Source organism: Rahnella sp. RcJ3 (assembly GCF_009498575.1).
GTDB classification, from domain to species: Bacteria; Pseudomonadota; Gammaproteobacteria; order Enterobacterales; family Enterobacteriaceae; genus Rahnella; species Rahnella aceris.
Window position 1 is genome coordinate 210511 of the sequence record NZ_QSNX01000005.1, and the last position, 17392, is coordinate 227902.

Annotated in this window: 14 protein-coding genes; 8 read left to right on the plus strand and 6 right to left on the minus strand. The window is 53.7% G+C overall.

From position 1 onward, the window contains the following. Positions 1-268 precede the first annotated feature (268 nt). Positions 269-535: a DUF3811 domain-containing protein gene (locus DXU84_RS08960; protein WP_013575544.1), complete on the plus strand. Its 267-nt coding sequence runs from the start codon at positions 269-271 to the stop codon at positions 533-535. 44 nt (positions 536-579) lie between these two features. Here DXU84_RS08960 and DXU84_RS08965 read toward each other — a convergent pair whose 3' ends face one another. Continuing rightward, a complete protein-coding gene (locus DXU84_RS08965) occupies positions 580-2199 on the minus strand; it encodes a rhodanese-like domain-containing protein (protein WP_153375457.1) in 1620 nt (539 codons plus the stop codon). Next, positions 2192-2797, minus strand: a complete 606-nt coding sequence (locus DXU84_RS08970) for a cysteine dioxygenase (RefSeq protein ID WP_153375459.1) — start codon at positions 2795-2797, stop codon at positions 2192-2194. The genes DXU84_RS08965 and DXU84_RS08970 overlap by 8 nt, the downstream gene beginning before the upstream one ends. Positions 2798-2984: 187 nt before the next feature. Here DXU84_RS08970 and DXU84_RS08975 point away from each other — a divergent pair, with 187 nt between their 5' ends. The 5 genes from DXU84_RS08975 to DXU84_RS08995 all read left to right on the plus strand — a co-directional run bounded on the left by DXU84_RS08975 (position 2985) and on the right by DXU84_RS08995 (position 7330). Beyond that, positions 2985-3878, plus strand: a complete 894-nt coding sequence (locus tag DXU84_RS08975; protein ID WP_013575547.1) for a LysR family transcriptional regulator — start codon at positions 2985-2987, stop codon at positions 3876-3878. A 200-nt stretch (positions 3879-4078) separates the two neighbouring features. Next, entirely contained in the window at positions 4079-5176 is a 1098-nt protein-coding gene (locus DXU84_RS08980; RefSeq protein WP_153375461.1) for an LLM class flavin-dependent oxidoreductase, read from the plus strand. Positions 5177-5185: 9 nt separating this feature from the next. Beyond that, on the plus strand, positions 5186-6124 hold the full coding sequence (locus tag DXU84_RS08985; protein WP_013575549.1) for an ABC transporter substrate-binding protein: 939 nt from the start codon (positions 5186-5188) through the stop codon (positions 6122-6124). 148 nt (positions 6125-6272) lie between these two features. Further along, positions 6273-6995: a DJ-1/PfpI family protein gene (locus DXU84_RS08990; RefSeq protein WP_013575550.1), complete on the plus strand. Its 723-nt coding sequence runs from the start codon at positions 6273-6275 to the stop codon at positions 6993-6995. Positions 6996-7102: 107 nt separating this feature from the next. Next, positions 7103-7330, plus strand: a complete 228-nt coding sequence (locus DXU84_RS08995; protein WP_013575551.1) for a hypothetical protein — start codon at positions 7103-7105, stop codon at positions 7328-7330. A gap of 107 nt (positions 7331-7437) precedes the next feature. Here DXU84_RS08995 and oxlT read toward each other — a convergent pair whose 3' ends face one another. Beyond that, positions 7438-8697 carry an oxalate/formate MFS antiporter gene (gene oxlT / locus DXU84_RS09000; RefSeq protein ID WP_013575552.1) on the minus strand — a complete coding sequence of 420 codons (1260 nt, stop codon included), beginning with the start codon at positions 8695-8697 and terminating at the stop codon, positions 7438-7440. 254 nt (positions 8698-8951) lie between these two features. After that, entirely contained in the window at positions 8952-10121 is a 1170-nt protein-coding gene (locus tag DXU84_RS09005) for a serine hydrolase (protein WP_037034044.1), read from the minus strand. A gap of 458 nt (positions 10122-10579) precedes the next feature. On the opposite strand from DXU84_RS09005, the gene DXU84_RS09010 reads away from it, so the two are divergent. After that, positions 10580-12886 (plus strand): FdhF/YdeP family oxidoreductase, encoded by a 2307-nt coding sequence (locus DXU84_RS09010; RefSeq protein WP_112152277.1) that lies wholly within the window; start codon positions 10580-10582, stop codon positions 12884-12886. 149 nt (positions 12887-13035) lie between these two features. Next, a complete protein-coding gene (locus DXU84_RS09015) occupies positions 13036-14979 on the plus strand; it encodes an exoribonuclease II (RefSeq protein ID WP_153375463.1) in 1944 nt (647 codons plus the stop codon). A gap of 127 nt (positions 14980-15106) precedes the next feature. Here DXU84_RS09015 and cbl read toward each other — a convergent pair whose 3' ends face one another. Continuing rightward, positions 15107-16060, minus strand: coding sequence for an HTH-type transcriptional regulator Cbl (gene cbl, locus DXU84_RS09020; protein ID WP_013575556.1), 954 nt, complete (start codon positions 16058-16060; stop codon positions 15107-15109). 192 nt (positions 16061-16252) lie between these two features. Continuing rightward, positions 16253-17197, minus strand: coding sequence for a 2-hydroxyacid dehydrogenase (locus DXU84_RS09025; protein WP_013575557.1), 945 nt, complete (start codon positions 17195-17197; stop codon positions 16253-16255). Positions 17198-17392 lie beyond the last annotated feature (195 nt).

Here is a 17392-nt window from a genome sequence, read left to right on the forward strand (position 1 = left end):
GAAAGCCCGATGACCTGATCGGGAACCTTTCGGTTTCTTAATAACAGTTATCATACGATCTTCGCACCGAAACCACCGGGAGAGAAAAGTGCTTTTTCCCTCCCGGATATCCCTTCACGTTTTCAACACACGCTGCCGCTCCGTTCAGCAAGCTTTCTGAAACAACTGCCTTTTAAAAAAACAAAACAAGTAAGGTGATGAGTTGCAGCGACTCCTGCCACCATTTCGACTACAATGGTAGCCACTTTCCTCACAGGATGCGGTAAAAATGAAAAGACTGACCCAACAAGATATGACGGAAAGCGAACAGCGTGAGTTAAAAACACTGCTGGACAGAGCCCGTAAAGCACAGGGCCGTGAGCTGACGAATTCGGAAAATAACCGGATTAAAGATGACTACATCGATACGTTGATGGCAGAAAAAGAAAAAGTCGCTGCGAAAGCGCGGGCCGAAAAGCGCCGTAATAAAGCCGTTCCAAGCACTTCTGCAACATACGACTGGACAGCCCGCACTCATCCGCGTGGTCGTCGTTAAACGTTAACTGAACCTCTGCGTTCCTCACGCAGAGGCCTCAGCCCTCAGGCTTCCAGTAATCTGAAACCGTGCGTTCCGTCTTTTTCCAACTGCCCGACCAGCCCGTATTCCCAGTCCAGATAATCCTGCATCGCCTGCGGGCTGACATCCGTGCCTTCGTACGGACGACGATATCTGTCTTGCGCGCCGTCCAGATAAACAGAATCCCCCCGCTCAAGCAGCAACCCGTGGTCGATCCAGCCCACCGTGCCTTTCTCCAGCAAATAAACGGGTTTGCCGGTTAATCCGGCCACTTCCGTGACAGCGTAACGTGCCAGCAAACCGCTGGTGCAGGTGACAACCCAACGCGCTTTCTGCGGTTGTAAGGCAATAATTTGCGGGATATTGCCCCGTGTTGTCCAGACCGCACCCGGAATGCGCCGGTTACGGAAATTCGCGCTGGTGGTGAGATCGAGAATGCCGGTATTACCCTCACTCAGCCAGTTCAGCAGTTGTTCCGGTTTGACAGATTCCACAGCCGGTGCGGGCGCAACCCGGGCTTTCCAGTCGCCTTGTTCAGTCAGATCTTCAGCCCTCACTTCGGCGATATACACTTCCCAGTTCATCTGTGCCAGCCATGAGGCCGCCATGCGCGCACGCACACCATCATTATCCACCAGCACTATTCGCGCGCCACGAACGCTGGCATAGTGATCGGTTTCCTGAACCAACTGGCCACCGGGAACGTGTCGCGTGCCTGCCAGATGCCCGGCACGAAACTCTTCTGCCGTGCGCACGTCAAACACGTATAACGTGCGGGAATCATCCTGTTGCCAGTTACGTAATTGTGACAACGTCACTGAGCGCACGCCCGCGCGTAAAGCCAGAGTTTGCGCGCCTTTCAGCGCAACCCTGCGTGAGGCTTCACTCAGTGCCGGAAACTGTTTATGTTGCAGGTGCGACAGTGCCTGCCCCGCCAGCGTCCAGCCAATCGTACCGTTACGCAATGCAGACACCGGCTGCGTAAATCCGGCATTAATCAGAGATTGCGTGCCGATAATGCTGCGGGTACGCCCCGCACAATTGATGATCACCTGCGTGTTGTCATCAGGCACCACATCTTTCAGGCGCAGCACAAGTTCGCCTCCTGGTACGCTCACGCCGCCCGGAATACTCATCACCTGGTATTCATCAAAACGGCGCACATCCAGCACAGCAATGTTTGCCCCCTGCTGTTGCAATGCCAGCACCTGTTCGGCACTCAGGGACGGTGTCTCGTAATGATGTTCAACCCATTCCCCGAAGGCTTTACTGGGCGCGTTCACATCAATAAATATCTCACCGCCCGCTTCTTTCCAGCCAGCCAGATCACCGGCCAGCAACGCGATATTCTGATACCCCAGCGATTTCAGCAATTGAGCCGCCCGCATGGTTTTACGCTCGCCGCGCTGCACGTCATAAAATTCACCATTGTCATACAACGTAATAGCCGTCAGACGGTTTGGTATGCGATCCAGCACTTCCAGTTCGAGTTTAGACAAAGCCAGATTGGCAGCAAATAAGGGATGTCCGGTGGCAAAGGCCGCTTCTTCACGCAGGTCAACCAGCGCCACATCCTGTCCTTCGAGCAACGCCTCGCGGAGTTCAGAAAAATGGCGCAGAGGCAGTGAATATGAATCAGTCATGTTTTCTCTCTTTTGACAGGTCCCAGATATTGGGAAGGTGCGGGCTGGAGTAGCCGGAAATAAAGGTTTTCCCGGTGCCGTCTGGCAGATAAACCGCCCGTGAAACCGCACCGATATTGCCGCCGTAAACGTGAATGCTGACCGAGACCTGTTCCTTGAAAAAATTGCTGACCTGGTGGATATCCAGCTGATCGGGGGAGATTTTCCCGACGTCGCCAACGTGCAGCGTAATGGGATTTCCTTCCGGTTGCAGCGTTCCGTCGGGGTGGCGGGTATAATTCTGGCTGACTTCTGCACCGCGCAGCATACCTATCAGCCCCCAGACACGATGGTCATGCACCGGTGTTTTCTGCCCCGGCCCCCAGACAAAACTCACCACAGAAAAACGCGACAGCGGATCGGCGTACAAGAGATATTGCTGATAATGTTCAGGATGAGGCTGCGCAAACTCCTCCGGCAGCCAGTTATCTTCGCCGATAAGACGGGTCAGCAGTTCGCTTCCCTGCGCCAGTATTTGCGTCTGACCGTGCGGTTCCTGCACCAGCCGGGTGAAGTCCGCCAGAAATTGTCTCAGCGGCGCGAGCTGTAAAGTCGTCATCACTTTCCTCATACTTCATCACTGTTTCCGACAGGTTAGCATCGCCATGATCCAAGCAAAATTCATTTTATGGATAAGCTAATATGCAAATCACACATAAAAATGTGCATCAGGATCCAGCGTCCGCGTGAAAATTGTTTTATCCTGCCGGCAGCCGTTTTTACGTTAATCCTGACGCTGAGTGCCTATGAAAATTGAAGACCTGACTGCTTTTGTCGCCGTTATCCGCCTGCAATCTACCCGGCTTGCCGCCGATGAGCTGGGGCTGACACAGCCGGCAATTACCCGTCGGGTACAAAATTTTGAAGAATCGCTGGGCATTCCGCTGCTGAACCGCCAGACCAAACCCCTGAAACCCACGCTGATGGGCAACCGTGTTTATCAGCAATGCCGTCATATCTTGCGTGAGGTGGATGCGCTCAGTGATTTGGTTGCCGCCGACAGTCCACCTTCCGGCCTTCTGCGCCTTGCCGTGCCACAAAGCCTGAGCGAAAGCAGTCTGTTGCCTGCCCTGAAAACCCTGTCTGCGCAATTTCCGCAAATCCAGCCGCGACTTTCCAGCGGCTGGGGCGACGAATTATTGTTACGGATACAGCAGCAGGAACTGGAAGCGGCGGTCGTGCTGTTCCCCGCCAGTAAGCAATTCCCGGAGGGTGTCGAAAACCAGCCGCTGGGTACGGTCGATTTAGTGGTTGTCGGCCCGAAAGCACCGCAGGCTTTGCCACAACGTCTGGAAGATTGTTATCAGCACGGGTGGATCCTCAATCCGCATGGCTGTGGTTTCCGCGCCGCCCTGCAGCGCGCGCTGACTGAACAGGGTTTACCTTTGCTCATCAATCTTGAGGCGTTTGGCACGACCTTACAATTATCCCTGATTGCTGAAGGGCGCGGCCTGGGGCTGATGCCGCGCGCGCTGGTAGAAAAACATGCACTGCGCCCTGAACTGGCGCTGTATGACCTGAAAGATTTCGCCCCCCGCAGCCAGTTGTGGCTGATTTATCCCAACGTTCCTGCGAGTCAGGTACCGGCGATTGATGCGTTTGCCGCGGCGATAGCTAACGGGTTGGATTGTGGCAGGTAGTGATTATGGGATTGCCATCCGGACTGGCATTAAGGTCAACCCCCTGGGCGCGATGCCCAAAGCAACACCTGTTCATGCACATTTTTTATATTAGCTTATGAAGATAATGAATTTCTCACATAGTAAGTTGCCGTTTATGGTGATAACTCCTGCCAGCGCAGACCTTCATCCGCTGGCCTCATCCCGAGGAGTGACAGCCTATGAGCGTGCAATTTATTGGTATGATCGGACACCGTCTGGCTTCTGAAATCATCCCACCGACCGGCCCGATTTTCGATAAAAAATACATTTCCGATTTCGCCAAAGCCCATGAAGATGCTGGCTTTGACCGCATTCTGGTGGCCTATGCCTCCGACCAGCCCGATGCTTTTCTGGTCACCGCGCACGCCGGGGCCAGCACATCCCGCATTCATTTTCTTCTGGCTCACCGGCCGGGATTCGTCGCGCCGACCCTCGCCGCCCGTAAGCTGGCGACCCTCGACCACCTGCTTGATGGTCGCGTGGCAGTGCATATCATCAGCGGTGGCAGCGATGCGGAACAACGCCGTGACGGTGATTATGTGGCGAAATCCGGCCGCTATCAGCGCACGGATGAATACATCGATGTACTGACACAGAGCTGGTATTCAGAAACCGGTTTTGACCATCAGGGTGAATTTTATCAGGCGGAAAATGCTTTCTCTGCCATTAAGCCCTGTCAGAAAAAACTGCCGGTATTTTTCGGCGGATCTTCCGATGATGCCATCCGTGTTGCAGGTAAACAGGCGGATGTGTTTGCGTTATGGGGCGAGCCGCTGGCCAGTGCGGCAGAAACGGTGGAAGCGGTAAAAGCCTCTGCGGCAAAACACAACCGGGATATTAACTTCAGTATTTCCTTCCGCCCTATCCTCGGCAAAACAGAAGAAGAAGCCTGGGCGAAAGCGGATGAAATTCTCACTAAAGCCACCGCCCTGCAAGCTGAGAAAGGTCAGGTGCTGGCAGCCAAACCCCAAAGCGTGGGAGCTCAGCGTTTACTGAAAGCCGTCGCGCAAGGCGATCGTCTCGATTCCTGCCTGTGGACCGGCATCGCCGGGCTGATTGGCGGCGGTTCCAATTCTACGGCCCTGGTCGGTACGCCGGAACAGGTCTCCGATGCACTGCTGAAATATTACGATCTGGGCATCACCACTTTCCTGATCCGCGGCTTTGATCCGCTGAATGACGCCGTCGAATACGGTAAGAGTCTGATCCCGCTGACGAAGCAGAAAATCGCTGCGCGGGAAGCCCGAAAACACACCGCCGTGACTGCCCTGATTTAAGGAAACCCGATGCGACTGAATGTGAGAAATCTTCTGCTGCTGGTCACGCTGACCGGCGCTGTGTTCGCCACAAATGCCGAACAAATTACCCTGCGGGTCGCCGATCAGAAAGGCAACATGCGGGCACAGCTGGAAGCGGCAAATAAGCTGGATAAGCTGCCCTATAAAATTGAATGGTCAGAGTTTCCGGCTGCTGCGCCGCTGGCAGAAGCGCTGAATGCACAGGCGGTAGATGTGGGCATCATCGGTGATGCGCCGCTGTTATTTGCACAGGCCGCAGGTGCGCAGGTAAAAGCCATCGCCGTGGATAAGTCAGACGCCTACGGCACCGCGCTGCTGGTGAAACCGGACAGCCCGGTCAAAAGCGCCGCGGATCTGAAAGGCAAAAGTATCGCGACCAACCGCGGTTCCATCGGACATTTTGTCGCGCTGAAAGCCCTTGCATCTGCCGGACTGAGCGCCAAAGACGTCACGTTCCGCTTCCTGCCGCCAAGCGATGCGAAGCTGGCACTGACGCAAGGTTCAGTGGATGTCTGGGCAACGTGGGAACCCTACACCGCCTTCGCTGAGACTCAGGATCATCTGCGTGTGGTCGTAAATGGCCGCGGCTTGTGGTCGGGTAACAGCTTCCTTGCCGCGACGGATACGGCGCTGAAAGATAAAGCTAAACGCGAGGCCATCGCTGACTATCTGCAGCGCCTGAGCGATGCACAGATATGGGCGTATAAAAATCTGGATGCGTACAGCGAAAAACTGGCGAAAATCATCGGCTTCCCGCTGGACGCTGCAAAGCTGGGGTTCGAGCGTCGTAAATCCTACTGGCAACCGATAGATGCCGCAACCGAGACGCAGCAGCAGCAAACAGCAGATTTCTATCACGCGCAGGGATTATTGCCCGTCGCGCTGAATGTCAGCGGCACCTTTGATCATTCGTTCCTGCTGAAATAATCGCGAAGAAGCGTAACGCCCCCCTGTTACATCACTTCCCGAAAAATCGGGGAGTGATGGGTAGTCATACGCAGGTTAATTGACTACTCTGCTTAATCACTTCCTTTATCAATCTGACCTCTGATGTCTGGCAACCGGGGACCATTAAATGAGCGACTTTCCGGCTTTATCAATCGGCATGCTTTTGTTTCCGGAACTGACCCAATTAGATCTGACGGGGCCGTTTGAGGTCTTCGCCAGAGCCCCGGGGGCCAAAGTCCATCTTATCTGGAAAACGCCGGAACCCGTGACGTCTGACCGGGGCCTGCGTATTTTACCCACTCATACATTTGAAAATTGCCCTGAACTGGATGTCATCTGCATCCCCGGCGGGCCAGGCCAGATAAAACTGATGTCCGATGATGAGACGCTCACTTTTATCCGCCAGAAAAGTGAAAATGCCCGGCTGGTGACGTCAGTATGCACCGGTTCTCTTGTGCTGGGCGCAGCAGGCCTGTTGCAGGGGTACAAAGCCACTTCCCACTGGGCTTCGCTTGACCAGCTTGAATTATTGGGGGCCGAACCGGTTAATGAACGCGTCGTCAGGGATCGCAACCGGATCACCGGTGCGGGGGTAACGTCAGGCATAGACTTTGCCCTGAATGTCATTGCCGATATCTATGGCAACGACATAGCGCAAGGTATTCAGTTGCAAATGGAGTACGACCCTGAACCGCCCTTTTCGTCAGGTTCTCCCCGTGTGGCATCCGCGAAACACGTTGAACAGGCACAAAAACAGATGGCTTCCTTTATTGAGACAAGGCGCCTCGCGACAGCCGCAGCAGGGCTTAAACTACGCAAAGGCGAGTTTATTAATACACAGATAAGCTAAGTTTTCAGCGAGTTGAAGAAACTGTGAACTGTCGCCCTGCAAGAAAAGTCCGGACGTGGTTAATAGAAGATGTCGCCCGAAATCAGGCTTAGCTAACAGGATGCAGCATGGAAAATTACGCCAACAAAAGCGGTGATTCACAGGTTGTCAGCTTCCAGATTGATGCCAACTCGATCAAAATCCGCTTCAAGAACAATCACGTTTATCTCTACGATATCCGCCATCCTGGCCCCGAACATCTCGAAAAAATGAAGGAACTGGCGCGCGCCGGTTGGGGTTTAAATACCTACATTGAAAGCGAAGTGAAAACGGATTTTTCTTCGAAAGTGTTTTAGGCCGTTCGGGGCGTCCGTGAGCCGGTCGCCCCGCTGCTTTACCTGAATTACAGCTTGTTAACATTCCTCTGTGACAACGTCTCCAGACCCCGCTAGTTTAGGATTATTCAGTCACGGGCTGCCTGCATAAAACGGGCACGCCAGGGTTTCAGTACCCAGAGCGCCAGAATGGCGGTGACAAAATCCAGCGTGATGGCGCAGGTGAATACAATATTCCATCCGCCCGTGTGCTGATAAATCAGTGCCGCAAGCGGGCCGCCAAAAATGGATCCTATGCCCTGCGACATATACAACCAGCCATAATTGGCAGTGGCATTCTGACTGCCAAAGGTGTCGGTCAGCGTTGACGGGAACAAGGAAAAAATTTCTCCCCAGCCAAAAAACACCACGCCGGACAGCAGAACAAACAACACAGCATTGTCGCGGCACATCAGCCACAAAATCATCGCACAGCCTTCCAGCGCAAATGCGATAAACATCGTCTGCTCACGACCAAATTTATCCGAAATAAAACCGAACAGCGGGCGTGTCAGCCCGTTGGTAAAACGGTCAATGGTCAGTGCCAGCGGCAACGCGGCCATGCCAAACACCACCGCTTCCGTGATACCAAAATCATGGGCAAACACCGCCATTTGCGAGGTGACCATCAGCCCTGAAGTCGACATCATCGCCATCATGAAAAACATCAGCCAGAACAGAGGCTGTCTGAGCATTTGTTTCGGACGGTACTGTTTGCCTTCCGTCACCATGACCGGCACATCCTGACGCTCGCTGAGCGACGGCGGCAGCCGTAATCCCTGGCTGGCCAGAAAACCAATGACGGCGAAAATAACGCCAAAGATAATCAACGTACTTTCCAGCCCGCGACTGGTCAGGGACGTCGAAACAGGGAACGTGGTCAGAATCGCCCCCATTCCGTATCCGGCAGCCACCATTCCCGCCGCAAAGCCACGTTTATGCGGGAACCAGCGCACCATCAACCCGACGACACCGACATAAACAATGCCGGTACCCAGTCCGCCGATGCAGCCATAGACCAGATAAAGGCCCGTAATGCTGCTGACTTGTGACGCCAGTACCCAACTGAACCCTGATAACAGCGTGCCGATTGAAATCAGTTTCCGCGGGCCAAAACGTTCAATCAGGCTGCCCTGAAAAGGAGAAAAGAAGGTTTGCAGAATTATCAGTAGCGAGAACGTAACCTGTAACTCTGCCAGCGGAACCCCCAGTTTAAGCGCGAGCGGTTTAGTCAGCAGAGTCCAGACATATTGCGGACTGGAAATCGCCGCCATGCAAATCAGCCCCAGAACTAACTGCCGCCACCGTGCGCTGGCCGCGATTGTCATGGGCATATTCAATGTTGTCATTCGTCGTCTCCCTTATTTCCTGTCAACGCCAGCCAAAGATTTTTAACATTGCTAGCAAGAAATAAGTTCTCAGCAACAAACATGCCACATTGATTCGATGGGATTTTCAGGTAATTACACCTGCCCTGTCCGACGGGGAGGAATAAAGATGTCGCCCCGGTGCCGCAGAATGTTCAACTGTGGTGCAGCAGGTGCAAAAAAAGAGCCTGCTTTTCGGGCAGGCTCTTTTTGCGTTTTGACCAGCGGAACAGACGTTAAATTTTCAGTTTCACGTAATCAATCGCACGACTGATGATCCCGCCTTCTGCGACATCTTCCAGTGCTACCAGCGGCACGGTTTTGATGACTTTGCCGTTATCTACGATATTAATACTGCCGAGCTCCTGACCTTTCTTCAGCGGCGCGTCAATCTGCGGACGGGTCAGCACGTACTGGGCTTTCAGTTTATCGGCATCGGCCTGCGGCACGCTGATAAAGACATCACTCAGTGAACCGACCTTCACCTGTGCATTAGCACCAAACCAGACATGTTCGCTGGAAACGGTCTGATCAGCTTTGAAAATCTGTTTACTGGTATATTCGCGGAAACCCCAGGTCAGCAGTTTGCGCGCCTGTTCTTCGCGGCCTTTTGAGCTTTTACCGCCCATCACGACGGCGATCAGACGACGGTCACCCTGCGTCGCAGAGGCAATAATGTTGAAACCGGCGCTTTCGGTATGACCTGTTTTCAGGCCATCAACCTGCAGGTTTTTATCCCACAACAGGCCGTTACGGTTTTGCTGAGTGATGTTGTCATACGTCAGCGATTTTTCAGCATACATATGATATTCCTCAGGTTCCCCGCCGATAATGGCGCGGGAAAGTTTCGCCAGATCATAAGAGGTGGTGTATTGCCCCGGCGCGTCCAGGCCATGCACAGTCTCGAAATGGGTGTTGGTCAGCCCCATGCTCACCACGTACTGATTCATCATTCCTACGAATGAATCCTGGCTGCCCGCCACATAATCGGCCATGGCCACGCAGGCGTCATTACCGGAAGTAATGATGATGCCGCGGATCAGGTCACGCACGGTGACATGGTCACCTGGCTTTAGAAACATCAGTGAAGAACCGGCCAGACTTTTATTGCCAGCGACCCAGGCTTCCTGCGGTACCGTCACCACATCATCCATGGTGATTTTTTTATGATCTAACGCGCGGTCAATGACATAACCTGTCATCAGTTTGGTCAGGCTGGCCGGGTTACGGCGTTCATCCGGGTTGCCGGCGGCCAGTACATCACCGCTGGCATAATCCATCAGCACAAAAGAAGCGGCGTCAATGCTTGGCGGCACGACAGGGAAATCCAGTGGCGCGATAGCTTTCGCACTGCCTGCGGAGAACATCAATACACAAGATAAAACACTCATTACACTACGTTTCACTGAATCTTCCTTAAACACGCCATATTGCCGGGCTATTATTAAACTCGGCAATATATCAAAAACCTATGGGATAAAATCTGCGGCATAGGTTGCACTAAAACCCCCTGCAGAAAAACCCTTAGTCTTTTGCTAACCATTTCATAGTGAAACGGTTCTGTTACAACTTGCGTTAATTTCCACCAACACCTGCCACTGAGCCTGCAATCAGGTTTTATTATCACAACCCGCTGTTTTCAACAGGGATGAAATACGGTGATGCGCCCCTTTCCTTGCGGGGAATTTCCGTTATTCCCCGATATTTCCCTGCGATAGAGGATTCCTATCGCTCCATCACAGCATTCGATTAGACGTTCTTGTCACCCGCTCCTAAACTTGTGACATAAAATTAACAATCCGGTTAACAACTCATCATCCGGTTTGTTCACAGACAAGACAAAAACCACCTGCGAAGCATAACTATGAAATTCAAAACTGAGATCAAACCCTACCACGGCGCGGCCGGCGGCTGGGGTGCACTGGAATCCACCACCCGTTTCGTCTTCGACAGTAAGAAAGTCCTTTCTAACCTGCGTAACCTGATGCGTGTTAACAAAGGTCGCGGTTTTGACTGTCCGGGCTGTGCCTGGGGAGACGATAATCACAGCACATTCAGCTTCTGTGAAAACGGTGCGAAAGCCGTCAGCTGGGAAGCCACCCGCAAAGCCGTCGAACCAGAGTTCTTTGCTCAACACAGTGTGAGTAAGCTGCGTGCACAGAGCGATTATTTCCTGGAATATCAGGGGCGTCTTACCCATCCGATGCGTTACAACCGCACCACCGACCATTACGAGCCTATCAGCTGGGATGCCGCATTCTCACTGATCGCCAGCCATCTTAACGGGCTGGAAAGTCCCGATCAGGCAGATTTCTACACCTCCGGGCGTGCCAGTAACGAAGCCTCTTATCTGTATCAGGTGTTCGGCCGTATGTTCGGTACCAACAACTTCCCTGACTGTTCGAACATGTGTCACGAAGCCAGCGGTGTGGGCCTCAAACAAAGCATCGGCGTCGGTAAAGGCACTATCCGTCTGGATGATTTTGAGAAAGCAGACGCCATTTTTGTCTTCGGCCAGAACCCGGGCACCAACCACCCGCGTATGCTGCACAGTCTGCGTCATGCGTCTGACCGGGGGGCAAAAGTGGTCAGCTTTAATACCCTGCGTGAACGGGGTCTGGAACGTTTTGCCGATCCGCAAAAACCGCTGGAAGTGGTGACACCGAAAGCCGGTCGTATCAGCGCCGCCTATTACCAGCCAAACCTTGGCGGCGACATGGCTGCCGTGCGCGGTATCGTTAAAGCGTTATTGCAGACACACCGCGAACGTATTGCTTCCGGTCAGCCTTCCCTGTTCGATGAAGAATTTATCGCGGCAAACTGTGCCGGTGTCGATGAGTATCTGGCCGTGGTCGATGCCACCAGCTGGGAAAAAATTACTGAACAGTCAGGTCTGAGTGAACAGGACTTGCGCGAAGCGGCAAGCATTTATATGAACGCCGAACGGGTGATTTGTACCTGGGCGATGGGCGTGACGCAGCATAAACACTCTGTGCCGACCGTGCGTGAAATCACCAACCTGCAACTGTTGTTTGGTCAGCTTGGCAAACCTGGCGCCGGGTTGTGTCCGGTGCGCGGTCACAGCAACGTGCAGGGTAACCGCACCATGGGTATCGATGAGAAAGCGCCAAAAGCGTTGCTCGATGCGATGGAAAGCCACTTCAAATTCACACCACCGCGTGTCCCGGGTCACAACACCGTAGAAGCGCTGGAAGCCATGCTGCGTAAAGAAGCCAAAGTCCTGATCTGCCTTGGCGGTAATCTGGCGGCGGCGGCACCGGATACTCCGCGTACAGAACAGGCGCTAAGCAATCTGGATTTGTCCGTTCAGATCAGCACCAAACTGAACCGTACGCACCTGACGCCGGGTGCAGAAGCGCTGATCCTGCCAACGCTGGGCCGTACCGAACTGGATATGCAGGCGACCGGTTCGCAGTTCATCACCGTTGAAGACTCATTCAGCATGGTACATGCCTCCGAAGGCGTAGGCATTCCGTTATCCAAAGAACAGCGTTCTGAAACCGCGATTGTCTGCGGTATCGCTAATGCCGTTCTGGGTGATAAATACCTCGACTGGATGGCGCTGGCTGACGATTACAATCTTATCCGCGAGCATATTGAAGCCACCATTCCGGGCTTCCGGGATTTCAATGCGCGCTGCGATATCAAAGGCGGTTTCTATCTCGGTAATGCGGCAGCAGAGCTGAAATTCAACACCCTGAGTGGCAAGGCCAATTTCAGTGCATCCCCGTTGCCTGAAGTGCTGATCCCGATGGGCGACCAGAATGCGCCGTTCACCCTGCAAACGTTACGCTCTCACGACCAGTACAACACCACCATTTATGGCCTCGATGACCGTTACCGTGGTGTTTACGGCCAGCGTGAAGTGTTGTTCATTCACCCGCAGGATCTGGCGGACTTGGGCCTGAAAGACGGTGAACTGGTGGAAATCGAAACGCTGTGGAACGACGGCATTGAGCGCAAAGTGACCGGTTTTAAACTGGTCAGCTACGATATTCCACGCGGTAACCTGGCGGCTTATTATCCGGAAACCAACCCGCTGGTGCCGATGTCCAGTTTTGGTGACCAGACCCACACCCCGACCTCCAAAGCCGTACCGGTGACTATCCGTCGCTGCGAACAAAAAGTGGACCTGCAACGTATCGCATAAATCGTACTTGCGCGACATCGCGCAAATCTCCCCTTTCGCTTCAGGGTTATGAGGCGAAAGGGGCAGATGCTGCTTGCCCGAAGGGGCCAGATCGCGTAAAACTGTCTGCCGCTAATCGAGCCACATTAACCCCCAATTCTCTGGACGATATGTTTCAAGATAACCCGCTGCTCGCGCAGCTAAAACAGCAACTTCACTCTCAGACTCCGCGTGTCGAAGGCATCGTAAAAGGCACTGAGAAAGGCTTTGGCTTTCTTGAAGTAGACGGTCAAAAAAGCTATTTCATTCCGCCTCCGTACATGAAAAAAGTCATGCACGGGGATCGCGTTATCGCTTCCCTGCAAACCGAAAAAGAGCGTGAAGTCGTCCAGCCGGAAACATTGGTTGAACCTTTTCTCAGCCGTTTTGTTGGCCGCGTAACGAAGAAAGACGACCGTCTTTCTATCATTCCGGATCATCCTTTATTACGTGATGCTATTCAGTGCCGCGTTGCCCGCAACATCAATCATGAAGTGAGTGATGGCGACTGGTGTGTGGCTGAAATGCGCCGTCACCCGCTGAAAGAAGGCGACCACAGCTTCCAGGCTGAAATCACCGAATGGATCACCACCGGCGCCGACGATCTTGCGCCGTGGTGGGTCACGCTGGCACGTCATAACCTTGAACGTGAAGCGCCGAAATCTGACATTGCCGAGCTACGCGATGAAGGCCTGACCCGCGAAGACCTGACCGCCCTGCCATTTGTCACTATCGACAGCGGCAGTACGCAGGACATGGATGACGCGCTGTATGTGAAAGACAACGGCGACGGCACCCTGCAAATGACTGTCGCAATTGCTGACCCGACGGCTTACGTCAGCGAAGGCAGCGAGCTGGACAACATTGCGAAAAAACGCGCCTTCACCAACTATCTGCCGGGCTTCAACATCCCGATGCTACCGCGTGAATTGTCCGATGATATCTGTTCCCTGTGGCCGGACGTCAGCCGTCCGGTTCTGGCGTGTTCTGTCACAGTAGGCACCGATGGCACACTGGGCAGCGACATTCGTTTCTTCGCGGCAACTATCGAGTCGAAAGCCAAACTGGCTTATGACGACGTGTCTGACTGGCTGGAAGCGGATGAGAAAAGCGAATGGCAACCGGCCAGTGAGGTGATCGCCTCACAGATCCGCCTGCTCAAACGCGTCTGCGACGTGCGCAGCGCATGGCGTACCGAACATGCACTGGTATTTAAAGACCGTCCTGATTACCGCTTCGTGCTGGGTGAGAAAGGTAACGTGCTGGAAATCATCGCCGAGCATCGCCGCATTGCTAACCGCATCGTTGAAGAATCGATGATTGCCGCCAACGTCTGTGCCGCTATCGCCCTGCGCGACAGCCTCGGTTTCGGCGTTTATAACGTGCATACCGGTTTTGATCCTCTGCTGGTGGAAAACGCGGTCACCGTGCTGCAGGCGAATGACGTTGAAGCCAACGCTGAAGAACTGCTGACCCTGCCGGGCTTCTGCGCTCTGCGCCGTAAGCTTGATGCATTGCCAACCCAGTTCCTCGACAGTCGCATCCGTCGTTTCCAGACCTTTGCAGAAATCAGCACCACTCCGGGGCCGCACTTCGGCCTGGGGCTGGAAGCTTATGCGACCTGGACATCACCTATCCGTAAATACGGCGACATGGTGAACCACCGTTTGCTGAAAGCGATGATCCTGCAACAGTCTGCTGAAAAACCTCAGGACGACATGACCATTCAACTGGCAGAACGCCGTCGTGCCAACCGCATGGCCGAGCGCGATGTCGGTGACTGGTTGTATGCCCGTTACCTGGAAGATAAAGTCGGCACTGACGTTAAATTCAGTGCTGAAATTATCGATGTCACCCGCGGCGGCCTGCGCATACGTCTGCAAGATATCGGTGCCGTGGCGTTCATCCCTGCTCCGTTCCTGCACAGCGTGCGCGACGAACTGGTGTGCAGCGCCGATACCGGTACTGTCCTGATTAAAGGCGAAGTGGCCTACCGCCAGAGCGACATCATTGAGGTGAACATTGCTGAAGTTCGCATGGAAAACCGCAATGTGATCGCCAAACCGGCAGTCTAGGTTTCGCTTTTAGCGAAGATAAAAAACCGGTCTCATGACCGGTTTTTTTATATGTAAAATTTACCTAGCTCCGTTAGCTCCCTCCCAGCCTCCTCCTTCGCAGGGGGAGGAGCGAAAAGCTTGGCCCTCAGATCTGATAGTCAATCACCGGCTCCCCGCCCGTCGCAAATACCTTCTCTTTGATCTCATTCACAGAAAGACCCGGATTACACAACTCAATAAACCGCCATACGTAGTTTCTCTGCAATTGCGCTTTCTTCAGTCCCAGCCAGACCGTATTGGCTTCAAATAAATGCTCCGCATTGATCAACTGCAGGCCGGTATCACGGGCGGCTTCAAATGCCTTATCTGCCAGGATGCCCACGCCCAATCCCAGCTCGACGTAGGTTTTAATCACATCAGAATCCTGTGCACTCAGCACGATATCGGCGGTCAGCGCGGCACGGCTGAAAGCTTCATCGAGACGGGAACGGCCAGTGATACCCTGACGATAGGTGATCAGCGGTTGTTCGCTCAGATGTTGTAACGTCAGCGGGTGTTGCAACGTCAGCGGATGCCCTTGGGGTACGACAATTGCGTGATGCCAGCGGTAATAAGGAAACGCGGCGACTGACGGGTCATTCATCAGCTTTTCGCTGGCGATGGCGACATCCGCCTGCCCGCTCAGCAGCATTGTCAGCACTTCCTGTGGCGAACCCTGATGCAACTCGAGGCGTACCCCCGGATAAATCGCACGGAAGGCTTTGATGACTTTAGGCAAACTGTAACGCGCCTGAGTGTGAGTGGTGGCGATGGTCAGCACGCCCGCATCTTCTTTAGAGAAAACATCCGCAAGACGGCGGATATTCTGCGCCTCATTGAGAATTCTCTCGGCCACTGCCAGCAACTCTTTACCCGGCTCAGTCAGCCCCAGTAAGCGCTTTCCACGACGGATAAATATCTCAACGCCCAGCTCATCTTCCAGCTCGCGGATATGACGGCTGACACCTGACTGCGACGTGAACAGCATGTTCGATACTTCGGTCAGGTTGTAATTGCATCGCGCTGATTCCCGTATAATTTTGAGTTGTTGAAAGTTCACCGCTGTCTGCCTCTTTGCTTGCCGAAAACCCTATTGTTACGATCTGTTGCTATGCCAGACAAATAAGAAAAAGCGGTTACTTATGCTTTTTACGACTATAGAAATCAGGTGTCTGTTTTTTGGCTGCCATAAAAAAACGCCGGCAAGCAGCGTTTTTAAAGCATTCTCAGCAAAACGGTAACAATCAGCGGCTTACTCTGGCACCGGCGTCAAGACCGGTTTGCCGCCAAAATGCGCCTCAAGATTTGATAACACCAGGGTCAGCATATTTTCTACTGATTCCGGCGAACGCCCCGCGACGTGCGGCGTGATCACCAGATTATCCAGCGTGAGCATTTCCGCCGGCACCTGCGGCTCGCCGTCCACCACATCCAGTGCGGCACCGGCGATTTCGTTATTGTGCAGGCTGGCAATCAGCGCGGCACTGTCCACCACACTTCCCCGCGCAATATTAATCAAAAACCCTTCCGGCCCCAGCGCGCGCAGAATATTGCCATCCACCAGCCTGGCGGTATTTTTGCCGCCCGGCGTCGCCACCACGAGATAATCAGCCCACTCAGCCAGCTCAGTGATGGTGAGGAAATAACGGTACGGGCTGTCTTCCAGCGAACGCCGGTTGTGATACCCGATCGCCATATCAAATCCGCCCGCCGCGCGGCGGGCAATCAAGGCACCGATATTTCCCAGCCCGATAATTCCCAGACGTTTACCCGCCATTCCCGGCGTATTCCAGCGCGTTTTTTTCCATTCTCCCGTACGTACAGCGGCATCAAACTGCGGGATTTTCCGCGTGACCGCCAGCATCAGCGCCAGTGTATGGTCAGCGACAGAAGCGTTATTGGTGCCGGGGCCATTCGTGACGTGAATACCGCGCTGTTTTGCAGCCGCGACATCAATATGTTCAAACCCCACACCCTGTGCACAAATGATTTCCAGCGCCGGTAACGCGTCCATTTCAGTTGCACTTAGTCCGATGCTGCCAATGGTTAATACCGCACGGATTTGCTGAGCAATCTGCGGATCAAGGTTCGCACGTTGTTCAGGCGTCGTCGCAAAAAAGAGAGTAAAACCGGCCGCTTCGAACCGGTCAGGATAGCCAGCATCAAGTTCAACATGGCTGAGCAACGCGATGGTCATGGAGATTCCTCTGGATAAAGTCAGACAATAACTAGCAGGCTAGCTTTTTCGCTTTCACTATCGACGAAGCCCTTCCTCTTGTACAGCTTTTCGGCGGTTTACGGGAGAAGTTACGAAGTCCGGTCTACACTCGTTGTTATCGTCTGCGTGAACGCAGACGGCCCTTTTCGGCAATTTTTGTCAGATTTCCCTGAA